Origin of the sequence: Massilia frigida, assembly GCF_011682175.1 — a bacterium.
GTDB classification, from domain to species: Bacteria; Pseudomonadota; Gammaproteobacteria; order Burkholderiales; family Burkholderiaceae_D; genus Telluria_A; species Telluria_A frigida.
The window spans coordinates 1-15,195 of the sequence record NZ_WHJG01000024.1; the positions used below are offsets into that span (position 1 = coordinate 1).

Annotated in this window: 12 protein-coding genes; all 12 read right to left on the reverse strand. The window is 67.7% G+C overall.

Going from position 1 to position 15,195, the window contains the following annotated elements; genetic code table 11:
• The coding region (locus tag F2P44_RS20830; RefSeq protein ID WP_167088971.1) for a contractile injection system tape measure protein at positions 1–3,360 on the reverse strand (3,360 nt) is incomplete at its 3' end.
• A 4-nt stretch (positions 3,361–3,364) separates the two neighbouring features.
• Entirely contained in the window at positions 3,365–5,827 is a 2,463-nt protein-coding gene (locus F2P44_RS20835) for a baseplate wedge protein (protein WP_167088972.1), read from the reverse strand.
• Positions 5,824–6,102: a hypothetical protein gene (locus F2P44_RS20840; protein ID WP_167088973.1), complete on the reverse strand. Its 279-nt coding sequence runs from the start codon at positions 6,100–6,102 to the stop codon at positions 5,824–5,826. Before F2P44_RS20840 ends, F2P44_RS20835 begins: the two co-directional genes overlap by 4 nt.
• Positions 6,099–6,941, reverse strand: coding sequence for a hypothetical protein (locus tag F2P44_RS20845; RefSeq protein WP_167088974.1), 843 nt, complete (start codon positions 6,939–6,941; stop codon positions 6,099–6,101). The genes F2P44_RS20840 and F2P44_RS20845 overlap by 4 nt, the downstream gene beginning before the upstream one ends.
• Positions 6,928–10,629, reverse strand: coding sequence for a baseplate J/gp47 family protein (locus F2P44_RS20850; RefSeq protein ID WP_167088975.1), 3,702 nt, complete (start codon positions 10,627–10,629; stop codon positions 6,928–6,930). The genes F2P44_RS20845 and F2P44_RS20850 overlap by 14 nt, the downstream gene beginning before the upstream one ends.
• Positions 10,616–11,050, reverse strand: a complete 435-nt coding sequence (locus F2P44_RS20855) for a GPW/gp25 family protein (protein WP_167088976.1) — start codon at positions 11,048–11,050, stop codon at positions 10,616–10,618. The genes F2P44_RS20850 and F2P44_RS20855 overlap by 14 nt, the downstream gene beginning before the upstream one ends.
• Before the next feature lie 7 nt (positions 11,051–11,057).
• Entirely contained in the window at positions 11,058–11,360 is a 303-nt protein-coding gene (locus F2P44_RS20860) for a PAAR domain-containing protein (RefSeq protein ID WP_167088977.1), read from the reverse strand.
• Positions 11,361–11,418: 58 nt separating this feature from the next.
• Positions 11,419–13,248, reverse strand: a complete 1,830-nt coding sequence (vgrG, locus tag F2P44_RS20865) for a type VI secretion system tip protein VgrG (RefSeq protein WP_167088978.1) — start codon at positions 13,246–13,248, stop codon at positions 11,419–11,421.
• A 17-nt stretch (positions 13,249–13,265) separates the two neighbouring features.
• Entirely contained in the window at positions 13,266–13,991 is a 726-nt protein-coding gene (locus F2P44_RS20870; protein ID WP_167088979.1) for a CIS tube protein, read from the reverse strand.
• A complete protein-coding gene (locus tag F2P44_RS20875) occupies positions 13,992–14,198 on the reverse strand; it encodes a DUF5908 family protein (RefSeq protein ID WP_167088980.1) in 207 nt (68 codons plus the stop codon).
• A 2-nt stretch (positions 14,199–14,200) separates the two neighbouring features.
• Complete coding sequence (locus F2P44_RS20880) at positions 14,201–14,677, reverse strand: phage tail protein (RefSeq protein WP_167088981.1); 477 nt, start codon at positions 14,675–14,677, stop codon at positions 14,201–14,203.
• A gap of 13 nt (positions 14,678–14,690) precedes the next feature.
• Positions 14,691–15,149 carry a phage tail protein gene (locus F2P44_RS20885; RefSeq protein ID WP_167088982.1) on the reverse strand — a complete coding sequence of 153 codons (459 nt, stop codon included), beginning with the start codon at positions 15,147–15,149 and terminating at the stop codon, positions 14,691–14,693.
• Positions 15,150–15,195 lie beyond the last annotated feature (46 nt).

A 15,195-nucleotide genomic window follows, 5' to 3' on the forward strand; every position in this document is an offset into this window, starting at 1 on the left:
CGCATCGCCGGCCAGCAAGGCCGAGAAAATACGCTGTTCCGTGTCCTCACCACTCGTCAGATGCATGAAGGTGGCGAGCCAGCGGTTCCGGTCATGAACCGGTAACTCGCGCTGCGGTGCCAGCAAGGCCGTCATCCGGCCAAGCACGTCAAGCGGGAAGCGCTGCGCCACGCGCTCCCAGACGTCGCCGCGCGCGCCGATGCGGGCGATGGCAGCGCGTGCCGCTTCGCTGTGCGTACTGAATACATCCGCCGGCAGGAGCGCCGCATCGCCGGCCAGCAAGGCCGAGAAAATACGCTGTTCCGTGTCCTCACCACTCGTCAGATGCATGAAGGTGGCGAGCCAGCGGTTCCGGTCATGAACCGGTAACTCGCGCTGCGGTGCCAGCAAGCCCGTCATCTGGTCGAGTACATCGAGCGGGAAGCGCTGCGCCAAGCCCTCCCAGATGTCGCGGCGGGTGCCGACGCGGGCGATGGCAGCGCGTGCCGCTTCGCTGTGCGTACGGAATATATCCGCCGACAGAAGCGCTGGATCGCCGGCCAGCAAGGCGGAGAGTATGCGCTGTTCCGTGTCCTCACCCTTCGTCAGGTGTATGAAGTTGGCGAGCCAGCGGTTCCGGTCACGCGTCGGTTGCTCTTGCTGAGGTGCCAGCAATGCCGTCATCCGGTCAAGTACCTCGAACGGGGAGCGCTGCGCAACGCGCTCCCAGACGTCGCCGTGCGCGCCGACCCTGGCGATGGCGGAGCGTGCCGCGTCGCTGTGCGTACTGAATATGTCCACCGGCAGGTGCGCCATGTCGCCGGCCAGCAAGGCCGAGAAAATACGCTGTTCCGTGTCATCGCCACTCGTCAGGTGCATGAAGTTGGCGAGCCAACGGTTCCGGTCATGAATCGGCAGCTCGCGCTGCGGTGCCAGCAAGGCCGTCATACTATGAAGTACATCGAGCGGGAAACGCTGCGCCACGCGCTCCCAGACGTCGCCGCGCGCGCCGATACGGGCGATGGCGTCGCGTGCGGCTTCGCTGTGCGTACTGAGCAGGTCTGCTGGCAGATTCGCCGCATCGCCAGCCAGCAGTGCCGAGAAAATGCGCTGTCTGGCGTCCGCACAGGTGTTCATGCCGATTGCGTCGGCGTAGCTGGCGGCGTCGAACGGCATCGCCGTCAGGTGCATGAAGCTGGCAAGCCAGCGCTCCGGCCCGCAGACCGCCAGCTCGCGCAAGATGTCACCGGCCTGCGGCGCCAGCAAAGCCGTCATCCGGTGAAGGATATCGGGCGCGAAGCGTTGCGTTATCCGCTCCCAGACTTCGCGGCGTGCGCCGATGCGGGCAATGGCGTCCCGCGCGGCTTCGCCGTGTGTGACAAAGGCATCCGGCGGGAGGCTTTCCGCGTCCGCAGCCAGCAAGGCCGAAAAAATGCGCGCTTGCGCCGCTGCGCCGACGGCATGCGTCATCGCAGCCGTGTAGCGGTCCGCGTCGAACGGCATGGCCACGAGGTACATCATGCTGGCGAACCAGCAGTCCCGCTCGGCCAGCGCGGCGCCGCCGAGGCGATGCAGGATGGCGGGCGCCTGCGGCGCCATCAGCGCGGTCATCTCATCGAGCAGCGCCATGGGAAAGCGCTGGGCCACGCGCTTCCAGGCGTCCGTATTGGCCCCGATATGCGCAATCGCCGCGCGCGTGGGTTCGCCGGGCAGGTCCGGCAGCGCGGATGCATCGGCATCGAACAGCGCGCGCAGCACGCATGCCGTCGCGGCGCGCGCTTCGACGGCTGCGGGATCGAAGGCCGTGCCCTGGCGCAGATCGTCCCACGCCGCGCGCAGAAAGTCCGCCGGGCTGACGCTGCCGGCCGCATGGGCGGCGATTTCCTGCCTGCGGATGCCGGATAGTTGCTCGCCTTGCGCGCTGGCCAGGCATGCGTCGATCCGCTGCCACAGCTTGACCACGAGTGCGCTCGGGGCGCGCAGCGCGGCGTGGTAGCGCGCGGCGTCGAACGGCACGGCGCTCAGGTGCATCACCCCGGCCAGCCAGGCGCTGCGTGCTTGTGCGGACGGGAGCGCCGCCACGCGGGCTTCTGGAATGGACAATGCCTGCGGCGCCAGGAGCATGGTCAGCTCGTCGAGCAGCGCCAGGGGAAAGCGCTGCGCGACGCGCTGCCAGAGGTCGTGGCGCGCGCCGATCCCGCGCATCGCGTCCGCCAGTGCGCCGGCATGGGCTGCGCGCAGGGCCGTCCACGCGGGTGGCAGGTCGTCCGGATTGGCTTGCGTGAGCATGCGAACGAACTGTTTGACCTTCACGTCTGCGGCGGCGGCGGGCGCCAGCGCCTCGAACATGGCGTCTGCCCAGCCATCGCGCCCGTGACCTGCGGCCGCCGATCCGGCCAGTGCCGCCATGTCGTCCAGCATGGACAGTGGAAAATGCGCGGCGATACGCTGCCATAAGGCCTGGTCCGCGCCCTGGCGCAGCATGACCGCGCGCAGTGCCGGGGCGCGGTGCGCCACCAGCTCGTCCCAGTCGGCGCAGATGGACGCCGCGTCGGTCACCGACAGCGCCTGTGCGAAGCGCGCCTGCGCATCGTCGGCGGGGTGGCCACGCCCGGCACTATCGATGCCGATCGCCCGCAGCAGTGCCGGGGTGTGCGCGCTGGCGCCAGGTTCGAGCGCGGCGGCGGCAGCGCGCAGTGCCGGCGTGGCCGCGCCCGATGCCGCGCCCAGCACCTGCGCCAGCACCAGTTCCCACAGCGTGCGCACTTGGTGACGACGCGCCCCGGCGTCGCCCGGAAGTGCGGCGCCGATCGCGTCCACCAGTGCCAGCCAGGCTTCGGCCTCGTGCGCCAGCAGCGGCAGGAGGCGGCGCAGCTGTTCCCCATCGAACTGCTGCGCCAGGCGCTTGACGGCACTCGGGGCGGCCGCTGCGCGGCGCAGGATGGCCGGCAAGGCCAGGGCCTCGTTGGCCAGCAGGCGCTCAAGCAGTGCGCCCGGGGTGTCGCCACGCCCGTCCATTGCGCCGCTGCGCAGGAAGCGCTCGAATAGCGCGCCATCGCTGCCCGCCGCGCCCGTGTCGGCGGCGACGCCAGGGTTGGCGCGCAAGGCTTCACCGAGCGCGCCGCGCAGCAGCTCGCGCAGGCGTTCGCCCAGTTCCGCGTCGAGCAGGTGCGCGGGGACGTCGCCCAGATCGATGTCGAGCCGCTCGATGCGGTGCAGGCGGCCGTCATCCATTTCGTCGAGCACCGCTTCCAGCTCCGGCAGCATGCGCCCCTTCACCAGTTCCAGCAGGCGCTCGTGCGGCACCGGCTGGGGGCGCGGCGCATCGCTTTCGAATGTCAGCTCGACATGCAGTTCTCCGATGCGGTGGAGGGCGCTCATCGGCTCATACCCAGTGACTGGCGGCGTCACGCTGCTGGCGCAGCAGGAACCTGGTCAGGTAAGCGGAGGCCTTGTCGAGGGCATTGTCGGCGTCCGCCGCGTCGTGGCCGGCCAACGCAGCATGCCGCAGCTTGTCGAGCCAGATGCGAAAATGCGTTTCAAAATCGTCCATCTGCACGTAGCCCAGCCAGTAGAAGGTGGGCAGGATGTGGGCCGGCAGGTTCAGGCTGACGGTTTCCTGCGCCAGCTTCTGGAATTCCGGGTCGTGAAAGCGCGCGGTCCAGTTGGGGAACACGACACTGACGCGGAACGGGTAAAAGTCGTCGCCGGCGGCGCAGGGCTCCGTGTTGCCGGTGCGGCGCGGGCGCAGCAGGGTGTGTTCGATCAGGTGAAAGCCTTCGCAACGCATGTTCAGCGTGCGCAGGGTCTCGCTCAAGTTTTTCAGTTCGCCGGCATCCTCGCCGGATGCGAGCTCGCCCAAAGGCCAGTACTCCAACGGCGCGTTCCTGACCTTGAAACGGACCACGTCGCGTCCCTCCGGGGTGCGGTCGATATCCAGCCGGCCGGGCGCGAAGGCCTTGCGCATCAGGGTCGCGGCGATCCTCATGGTGGCGCCGGGCCGCGCCGCGCGCAGGTGCCTGAACACGCCGGACAGCGCTCCCTGCGCCAGGTGCTCGTCGGGCACGATGCGCAGGCCGGCGCGCCGCATCGGCTCGCACAGCGAGCGGCAGCAGTCATGTTCGTGCAGTCCAAGCAAGATGGCGATCTTGCGCTGGGCGCCGCTGACGTTGTCGCTGTCCCAGGCTGGCAGGTCGTAGCGAAAGCCGGCGGCGCGCTGGCGCAGCAGCACCACGATGCGGGTGAGGAAGGCCAGTTTGTTATCGAGCAGCCAGGCTTGCATCGCCTGGCGCACCGGGAAGTACACATTGAATTTGCGTAGCGCCTGCTGCGTGTAGGACTCGCCGTACATCGCCAGCATGACGTCGATCACGCGCTCGCGCCGGTCTTCGAAGGGATCGAGGCGGCGCCGGATCGCATCGAGTTCCTGCGCCATCTGGTCAGGCTCGCGCGTGTACAGCGGCTCGATATCGGGCAGCATGGCGTTGTTCAGCGCTTGCGAAAAATACGATTGGGCCAGGTCCGTATCGATCGAAAACACGCTGGCGATGCCGGCCAGGTTTTGCAGGTAGTTCGCCATCACCTGCTCGAAGACATACAGGTAGGCCTTGAGCTGGCGCGCGTGGGCGTGGGCTTCGGGCGGGGCGCTGGCCGGCACGCCGTAGGCATTGATGCCGTAGATCGCCGGGAACTGGTGCTGGATCGAGTAGTACGGCGCCAGCGGCTGGCCGGCGCCGGCCGCAACCTCGCCCAGGTGCTCCAGCGAGGCGTGGCGCTGGCGCAGCGCGCGCGCTTCGAACTGCAGTTTGTTCAAATTGATCCTGGCGCTCGAGATCAGTGCGTTCAGGGCGTCGCTGTCACTCTCGGCGGCGCTGTCGGTGGCCATTGTCTGGCCCATGAAATGGACGTGCAGCAGGCGCTTTTGCTGTGCGTTGCCGGGGAAGCACAGGCGCGGTATCAGCCCGCCCGCGCCACCGGGACTGGCCGGCCGGCCGTCGGCGGTGCACAAGCTAAGCGCATGGACCTGGCGCACGCCATCGATGCCGCGTATCAGTCCGATCAGGCGTGGCAGCGAAATGGCGGCGTCGGGCTCGACCTGGAGGCTCTCGGTGATGTGGCCGTGCGTCGTGAACGGACCGGAAAACAGCTGGTCGGGCGGCATGCCGTCGGCCGCCGCATGCTCGTAGCTGTTCAATTGCAGGCCCGAGATGACGTGGTGGGCGCACCGGAAAAAAATGTCGGCGTAGATCGCGGCCGGATCGCGCCGGCTGTGCACTTCGATATCGCCTTTCAAGTAGAAATCCTCGGTCTCGAGTGCGGTGATGCGCCCGATGTCCTGGCACAGCGCGCGCTCGGTGCCGGCCTCGGCGCGGATGCGGCGCGCCACCCCGGCCGCCTGCGCCTGCGCCTGCGCCGGCTCCGTGCGCACGCCGGTGGCGGGATCGCCCAGCTTGAATGCGATGTCGATCAAGCCATCGCCGGCCTCGCTTACCCACACATCCTCGATGCCGGGAATGCGGTCGTACAGCAGGCGGCGCCAGTCGCCGGCGGTGATCGGCTCGCTCGGGAAAATCGCTTGCGGCAGGTGCAGCGCGTGCCGTTCCAGGTCGATCGCGCCATCGCGCCCGGCCAGGTAATCCTCGTGCCGGAAGGCGGAGCGGTAAGCCAGTTCGGTGAGCGCGTAGCTGAGCTGGTCGAGCATGGTCACGCCCGGATCGTGGGCGTTGTAATCGGTCCAGCGCTGCCCGCACAGCGCTTGCAGCAAGGTCGTGCCGGTGCGCTGGAGGGCCTCGAAATCGAGGCCGTCGGGATCTGGCCCGCGACTCGGAATGCTCAGCGCTGCGCTCATGCCTCGCCCATGCCGGCCACCTGCTCTTCCAGCGCGTCCATCAGCAGGTGCACCCGGTGGTAGGGCAGCAGGCGCAGGGCGCCGACGATCAGTTGCAGGTCGGGCAGGCTGACGCTGTAGGCCTGGGCGGCATCCTCGCCGGCGCCAGCGCCGGCATTGGCCTGGCGGTTCAGGCGTCCGATCAGGTCGAACACGGTCTTGAACGGCAGCTCGGCCAGCGCCTCGATCACCAGCGTGCCCTGGTCGGCGCGCAGCGACAGCGTGAGCGCGCTCACGGCTGGCCGCCGCGTGCCGACTTCGGCCAGCCGGCCTTCATCGCCGGGTCGAACCAGAGCTGGGTCAGGTAGACCCGGACCGCGGTGCGCTCGGCCGCCGTGGTGGCGTCGGCGTCGTAGGCGCAGCCGACCCGGATTTGCAGCCGGTAGGGCGAGGTGGCGGCCTTGCCGGCCCCGCTCCAGCGCAGTTCGAGGCGGCTGCATTTGCTGCCGTAGTGGGCCTGGTGATAGGTGATCTCGTTCTTGCCGCCCTGGAAGGCGGACAGCGCAAAGGCGTGCAGCAGCGCGTACTTGCCGGAATCGGGCTTGCCGGCGCCGGCCATCACCTCGAACGCCTGGCAGCCGGTGAGGTCGGAGGTGATGTCGTGCCAGTCGCCGTCGGCCGGCACGCTGGCGCAGGCGCGTCCGAGGCGGCCGTCGGCCACGATCCGCCCTTGCAGGTCGAGCTCGAACTGGCTGGTGGCCGCGCGCGGGGTTCCGGGCAGGGCGGCGAAGCGGACTTCGGCGCCGGCCGGGCTGAGCGCCATCGCCTTGCGGTAGCCGGGCGCGCCGTCCGGGCCGTCCGCCGTTTGCGGGCCGCCGGTGCCGAACACCAGGCTGCCGCCGCCCTTGTCCATGCGCACCGACCAGATCGCGCTCTTGTCGGCGATGTCATGGTAAAAGCTCATCAATCGGCCCTGGCCGATCTGGCCGACCTTGAGCCCGTCGTGGGCATTCTTGTCGAATTGCTGGTCGACGATGTTGAGCATCGATTCGATCAGGGCGCCAAACGCGTCCTGGGCTGGCATCGCGCCTTTCTGGAACAGCCGCTTGAGTGTTTCCCGGCTATGAAGCGCCATTGCTATCCTTTGGTGAAATAATGAAGGTGGAACCGATGTCGAGCGTGTTCAGGTCGGCCGCGCGGGCGGCGTCGCTGCTGCTGGCCATGCCGATCAGGTGGCTGTGCAGCGGCACCGCCACGCTCCACGGATACTGCGGCGTGAGCGCGGCCGCGGCGGCACCGGCGGCATCGACCCCGCTCGCCGTGTCCGACAGCACGAAGCGTGCGGCGCCGGTGGGCGCCACGCGCAGCATCGAGCAGCCGCTGACGTCGGCAATGTAGTCGAGGCCGATGATGAACGATTCGACGTCGTGCATGCGCACGCGCCAGCCGAAATGGGTTTGCGGTCCCGGCGCGCGCCATGGCGACAGGAAAGCGGAAATATCCTGGTTCAGGCGCGTGATGTAGTGGCCGCCGGCCAGCCCTTCCTTGAGGCGGATGCCGCAGCGCACCTGGATTTGCTCGTACACCGGCGGCTTGACCGCGATCGTGGCCGCCGGCGGCGCCACGCTGCGGATGAAGCGCGCGATGTCGTCGACCAGCTTGCCGTTCAGATGGGGCATGGCGTCGAGCGGCGCGCCGTCCGCCACATGCGGCAGCGCGACGATCAGCAGGTGGCCGGGGCGCACCCAGTCGCGCGCCGAGACGCCCTCGGTGACCATATTCGGGAAGCACTTGACCTTGTAGACGTCGGGAAATTGCTGCAGGATCAGCGCTTCGTAGTCGGCCGGCGTCACCGCGCGCCCCTTGTGGCGCAGGCGCTCGGCGATCCGGGTATGCATCTGGGTGCGGCTTTCCGGCAGCGCCCCGCCGGAGGAGGCGGCCACCTGGGTGATCTTGCCCAGGCCGGCAATGACGGTGCGGCTGCGTTCGATGCTGGCGGGCGGCAGGATCATGCTCTCCAGGGGCCCCGCGACGGCGCTCTGGCGCCGGATTTGCAGGGCGTGGGCGTACACCGTGTAGACGCTGCAGAAGTGCTCCAGCGCGGCCGACGCGCCCACCCGCAGCCAGTACAGGCCGGCCGGCATGACGGTATTGTCGAGGCTGATGTCGGGCGGCATCGACAGCGTGACCACGCCCGAGGTCATGAAGGCGCTGGTGCCGTCGGCGATGATATTGCGGCGCGCCAGCGGTTTCCAGCGGTTGCCGCTCAGGTAAGACCAGTTCGGCTCGCCCGGGTGGCCGGGCGCCGAATCGTCGCGCAGGTGGAAGAACAAGGTCAGCGCGGCCTCGAAGCCGCTGGCGGCCAGGCCGATATGCAGGTTGCCCAGGTACTCGCAGTCGGGAATCAGGGTGGCGCCGGTCTCGGTGGCGGCGCCGATCGCTTCCCAGCCGTGCGGGTGCAGGTGGATCAGCAGGTTGTTGGCCAGCGCCTTGGGCTGCGCGCGCTGGTGCAGGTCGATATGGGCGATGGCGCGGTAATTGAGCGCGATGGTGTTGACCAGCGGGGTGTAGGGCAGGTCGGGCACGCCGGCCTGGAAGTGGCGGCTCTTGTCGCGCAGGTTGCGCGTCATGGCGTAGCTGAGTGCGTACGGATACTCGCGGTGGCCGAAGGCGAAGCGCGGCGCGGCCAGGGTGAACTTGAAGAAACCGTTGCGCGCCGTGGCGCTGTAGCTGGTTTCGGGCACGGCCGGCGCGGCGACCGGCTTGACGCGCGCGATCACGCTGTCGCACGGCAAAGTGACGTGGCGCAGCACGCGCTTGCTGGCGCTGCCGTAGTTGGTGCGAAACAGGGGCAGCCAGGGCGCTTCGGTGTCGTCCGGGCCCCAGACGCCGTCGGCCAGGGCCTCGACCCGGGCGACATACTGGTCGCTGTCCTGGGCGCCCGGATAATCGTGGTAGTACTCCAGGAACCCGCCACTGTCGGGCGGCAAGTCGCCCCATTCGAGGTCGATGTCGGCGCTGGTGAGGGTCTTGACGGCCGCTTCGTCGCTGCCGACGATCAGGTAGGAGCCGACCGTGGGCAGGGCGCCGAAGGGCTGGAACGGCAGGGCCGGGCTGAGCATGCCGATGTGGTTGTGCAGCAAGAGCTGGCGGCAGCCGCACACGTGCACCGTTATCGTGGCGGCGGCCAGGTGCAGCGCGCGCAGCAGGCCGAAGGGGTAGACGTAGCTGTCCGGATTGAGGCGCAGGCGCAGCATCGGCACGGCGACCTGGTAATCCTCGCCGTGCAGCGCGGGCGCGTACGGTACCACCGGCGGGGCGTCCAGGCCCAGCTCGAAGTCGATGCGCAGCGTGGGCGGCGTCGCCGCGCCGTCCTGCGCGTCGCCCTCCCAGCAGGGATAGTAGGCCGGCACCGGCAGCCATCCGGCCGGGCCGCTCAGCTCGATCAAGAACAGGCCGCGCAGGATGCGGGCGCGCACATCCTCCTGGTCGATGCGCTCATCGCTGTCGGGGCCGTTCGGGCGCTTGTCGTGCAGCACCCTTTCCAGCGCGCCCAGGCGCTTGCCCAGGGTATCGTCGTCGAAGCGCAAGCCCAGGCTGACCCGGCGTATGCCTTCGCGCATCAGCAGCACCGTGCTGGCCAGGGCCAGCCCGAAGCGCGCATCCTGCACGCCGCGCTTGTCGCCCGGGTTCTTGGGCGCGCCCATCAGCGGCACGGCCGACAGCGGCGCCGGATCGGTGACGACCAGCTTGTCCGGCACGTCGAGCTGGCGGCACCAGATGTTGCTGGGCCAGGCGGCGTGGGGCGGCGCTTCGCCTTTCTGGTCCATGTCGGTTTCGGGGGCGATATCGGGGTCGCGGTGGCAGTACAGGGTGCTCAGCGAGCGCACCCGGGCGTCGCCTACCAGCAGGGCGCGCTCGGTCTGGTACACCAGCTGGGCGCCGGCGCCGCCGGGGCGCGCGAAAAACTCGGCGCCGGCCGGCACCTCCACGTACTGGCCGGGGGCGCACGGTGCCACCACCAGGCAGGCATGGTCGGGCACGGCCGGCAGCGGCTTCATGCGTAGCACGCGCTCGTAATAGAAGTCGAGGTGGGCGCCGGTGAAGCGGTTCAGGCGCCGGTGCAGGCGCTCGGCCATCTTGATGAAAGCGATCAGGAGCGCCACGCCGGGGTCGTGCTCGCCGCTCACCAGCGAGTCGGGCAACAGGCGCGCCGCTTCCTGCTGCACCATCTCGATCGCCTTCACAAAGGCGAAATAGCTGGCGCGCATGCTGGCCCGGCTCAGATGGCCGGCGGGCGCGCCATGCCAGTGCGGCCCCAGGCCCAGTCCGGGGGCCGGCAGGAAAGCGGCAAACCCGCTGCCATCCTCGCACAGGGTGGCGGTCACGCTCGCCAGCAGGGCGTGCAGCTTGCGTCCGGCGTTGCCGGGACTGGTTTCCAGCGCACGCGTCCAGCGGTCGAGAAAATCGGTGGCCAGGGCCGTCATCGGCAGCGTTTCGACGCGCCATTGCGTGATATCGGCGGCGCCGTCCCACCACTGCTCGAAGGCGCTTTGCAGGCGCGCCAGCCTGGTCGAGAGGATGCGCGCGATGACGATGGTTTCGTCGGCCGAAAAATAGGCTTCCCAGTTGCCGTTGACGCTGTTATCGAGCTGGTAGAACTTGACCAGGGCAGCGTACTCGCTGGCCATGGCGAGCAGGTCGGGAAAAGACATTTCGGCCAGCGAAAAATAGCCGTCCTGCAGTGCCGGCAGCAGGCGCTCGGCCTGGCTGGTGCCATCGCGCACGAACAGGCGCGGGGGATCGGCGTCAAAGGGTGGCATTGGTGCCTTCGACGAAGTAGAACGGATAGACCATATTGCTGCGCGTATTGGTCAGGCGCACCGTATAGACCAGGTGGATGTCGAGCCGGCCCTGTTCGATGCCGGCGTCGCTGACCACGATCCGGTCGAGCGTGATGCGCGGCTCGAAAAACAGGATGGCGTGCGCGATCATGCCCTTGATTTCGGTCAGGGTGTTGTAGCTGATGCTGTCGAACACATGCAGCTTGATGCCGCAGCCGAAGGTGGGGCGCATGACCCGCTCGCCCGGCGCGGTCGAGAGCAGGATGTGCAGGCTCTGGCGGATATCGTCGTCGCCCGAGACCATGGCCGCCTGGCCGCCGGCGCTGTACGGCCCCCCCGCTTTGGAGAACGCCGGCGGAAAGGCCCAGCCGCGTCCAAGGAAGGATTGGTCGATGCTCATGGCTGCCTTATCCGCCGATCATGACAGTGAGGCAGCCGAGCACGATGGTGCCGCCATGCTGGCACGGGTCGCCCACGCGCGCGGCCGCCTTGCCGCCGATGAACACAGTCATCGAGCCCTTGGAGATTTCATCCGGCGGGCCGACACAGGTGCATTTGTCGCCCACCACGGAGGCCACCAGTTTGCCGATCAGGACGCTGGGAATGCCGGGGCCGATCACCGGGCCGCCCACGTGCGGAATCGGGGACGGCACGGCGGGCGTCTGCATCGGGCACACATGCATATCAGTCTGGCGGGCGGCGGGCGGCATGGCGGCGTCCTTTCGGGAACGGTGGTCGGGGGCGGCGGATCGGGTCTCGGGCACGCGGTCAGTTGATGTTCACGGTCGCTCCCTTGATGGTGGTCTGGCCGCTGGCCGAAAATTCGGCGCTGGAGGCGCCTTTCGCCACCAGCGCCATGCCGGCCTTGATGGTGATATTCTGGCCATCGCCGGTCAGGTCCTTGGTGGCCTTGAGGGCCATGTCGCTGCCGGCCGTGAGCGTGACCTTGGCCTTGGCGGTGAGCACGATGTCGGAGGCGCTGTCGAGCAGGATGCCTTGTTCGCTGAGCGACACCTTGTTGCCGTTCTGGTCGGTGGCGACGATGGATTTGGCGTCGTCGCTCATGACCACCGTGTTGCCGGCGGGCGTGAGCAGGGTGATGACCTTTTTCTCGTCGTCGAACTCGACCTTGAGCAAGCCCTTGGTGACGATCGCCTTGGTATAGTTTTCGGCGCTCAGCGCGTAGGGCGGGGCGCGCATGCTGCTGTACAGGCTGGCGATGACGACCGGGTTGGACGGGTCGTTGTTGAGATAGGCGACGATCACCTCGTCGCCGATCTCGGGAATGAAGAAGGCGCCCACCTTGTCCGAGCCATAGGCGCTGGCCAGGCGCGCCCAGACGCCGCCGGCGTCGTCCTTGAGCACCGGCAAGGTGACCTGGATGCGGTTTTCGCCGGCCGGGTCTTCATCGAGCTTGGCGACCTTGCCGATGTGCAGGCCGGTCACGCCGGGCATCAGGCCGGAGGCGGCCTCGCCGGGGCCGCCGTGGCGTGCGCCGCCCCACTCGGGGTCGAGGCCGAAGTCGACATCGGTGACCCAGTTGCCGTCGGCGATGTGATGCTCGACCGAACTGACGAATACCTTGCCGCTGAAGCGCGTGCCCACGCCCTTGAGGTCGATCAGGGTGCCGGGCAAGGCCAGTGCGCTGCCCTGGAAAGCCATGCTGCCGCGCACCCGCGCCAGCGCGGCCTTGACCTGGCGCGCCTTGGTCCAGGCCGTCAGCGCCGCCGTTTCCAGCGGCACCGGGGTTTGCAGGCGCAGCGTGGCGCCGCCGCCCACCTTGCCCAGGGTGGCCGCGTCCAGGTTGCCTTGCAAGCCCAGGCTCTCGGGCGAAGCGTCCTGGCTGGCAATGGCCTGGGTGGCCGGGTCCCAGCTGACCCCGGTCACCTGGGTGTACTGGGTGCGGGCATCGATCTCGGCCTCGAAGCGCATGATGTCGGTGCCGTAGGTCAGGCTCAGCACGGCCGTGGCGCTGGTGTCGGGCGCCTTCACCGTAAGGCTCTTGTCGCCGGTGATGACCAGCAGGCCGTTCGCTTCGGCGCGCGCCAGCAGGAAGTCCCAGTCGCTGCTGTAGTACTGCACCAGCCCGTGATACTTGGTGGTGGTGGCGGTGACGTCAACCCCGGTGTAGCCTTTCAGCAATGCCTCGATGGCGTCGCTGTCGGTGCTGTCGACGTGGTTCTTGTTGTTGCGGCTCAAGGTCAGTGCGAAGGCCGCGTGGCGGCATTCGATGCACACGCGCACCCGGTTGCCGGCGTCGATGCGGATCCCGTGCTTGATGACGATGCCGGAAAAAATCGGCGAGGTCTTGTTGCCGTAGCCGGCTTCGATGTCGATGCGCGCTCCCGGCACCAGTTGCTTGGCGTCGCTGACGGCGAAGGTCTTGGCCGCCATGTCGCCGTCGGCCACGTAGACGCGCGCCTGCGCCAGCTTGTTGACGCTGCGCGACACTTCCACCGCGATCACGCGCATGCTGTCGGGCAGCACCGCGCCGTCGCTCTTGACGACCAGCTTGAACACGCCCTTGCTGGCCAGGGCGGGCGAGGGCGGACCACCAGCGGGCGCGGCATCGGGCAGGGAATCGGGCGGGGGACACATCGGCGCGGCCTTGTCCTTCAGTTAATCGGAGGAAAGCGCAGCAGCATGCCGGGCGTCAGGGAGCGAAAGCCGACCAGGCCGTTGACGCGGGCGATTTCCATGTAATAGCCGGGATCGTCGTAGATGCGCTCGCACAGGAGGGGCAGGGTGTCGCCGGCGCGCACGGCCACCAGGTGCGACAGGTCGGGCGAACTCCTGGTCGCGCTTTGTTCGATTTTCTTGGGGCTGGCCATGGCCAGCACGCCCAGCGTGACCTTGGCGCGCAGCGGCTGTCCGCTGGGCTTGAACAGGGTGTAGTCGATGTCCATCGACTCGACCACGCCGACGAAATTCATGTCGCCCCAGACAAAGCGCAGCACGTTCGGCTCGTGGATGTCGCCCTGGTAATCGTAGACCAGGGTGCGCAGGGCGGTGAGCATCTCGGTGACGCTGGGGGCGGCACTGGCGGCCAGGCTGCCGCTGCTCATCATCGCGCTGACGTCCGCATTGACCAGCGACACCACCCCGGTGCCGTCGAGGATCAGTTGGGGCAAGGTCAGCTTTTCCGGATTGACCGCGCTGAACTTGGGCGTGGCGCCCGGCTGGCCCAGGGTCGGGCACTGGTTGTACTGCACGCTGAGGCGATGCTGGTAGCTGGCCGGATTGATTTGCACCTCGAAGAAGGGGCCGGCGATGTCGGTGCCATCCGCATCGCACGGCGAAATCTTGAGCAGGTTTTTCGAGCCGAGGCTGATGCCGCCCATCTAGCGCTCCTGCATCTGGTTGATGGCGTCGCGCAGCAGGCGGGTGCGCTGGGCCACGGTCTTGTCGTCGGCGCCGAGTTGCGGGCCGCCCGGCACGCAGGTATCTTTCTTGACGGGCGCCGCTTCCTGCGCGCGCGCGGCGCCGGCACCGGACGCGCCCTGCACCACGTTCGACTTGATATTCAACTGGGCGATTTCAATAGGCATGGTCAGGTCAGTCGGTTGGAATAGTTATAGCTGAGGGTAATGTTCTCGATCGCGACTTCGTTTTTTTCCGAGCCGAAGGCCTCGACTTCCCATTTGATCGGATAGGCGTTGGCGAAACTCCAGGAGCGGATCGGCAAGCCGTCGGCATTCATCAGGCACACCACGATCGGCTGGGCCAGGATGGGGGTGACGAAATCGGCTTCGAACACCGAACGGCACCATAGCACCAGGGGCGAAGTCATCGGCGCGATGCCGCGCTTGAGCTGCAGGCTGCGCGACTTGTAGTGGGTCGGCAGGGTATGCACGTAGCGGTTTTCGCCGCCCTCGATCACGGTTTCCGTCTCCAGTTCCGCGGAAATGCCCGACACCTCCTTGAAGGAAGTGTCGACCAGACCCAGGGTCGCCCCGAACATGACCTTGAAGTAGAAGGCGGACGGCTGGTAGCCGTCCGACGTCAGCGGCGATAGCGGATTGAGCATGCGCGGGTTCCGCTTAGGCGTTCGCGATGGTCAAGCCCTCGTGCACGATCTCGATCGTCTCGATCGATGCCTCGTTGCCCTCGGCCTTGAGATCGGTGCCGGTGATCTTGGTCGGCCAGGCGTTGGCCAGGGTCCAGACCATGGTCGGGGCGCCGGTCTCGTCGAGCAGGCTGATGGTCACCGGCACGCGCTTGACGGTGTTCATCTTGATCTGGTTGAACCATTCCCAGAACTTGTTGTCCGACTTGAACACCCCTTTTTTCATGGTCACGTTGCCGACCTTTTTCAGGCCGGGCATCTTGATCACCGAAAACTCGGGACTGTCGCCGTGGCGGTACTTGATTTCCTCGGACTGGATATCGAGCCCGCTGACTTCCTGGAACGACATGACCTGGGAATCCCATTTCACCTGGAAATAGAATTTAGGGAGCGGCCATACCGCTGTTGATTGTTTTGAGCCATCATCTGCCATCGCGAACCTCTTTGGTAAGTCACATCAGGAAAGAACTGCCCTTGTT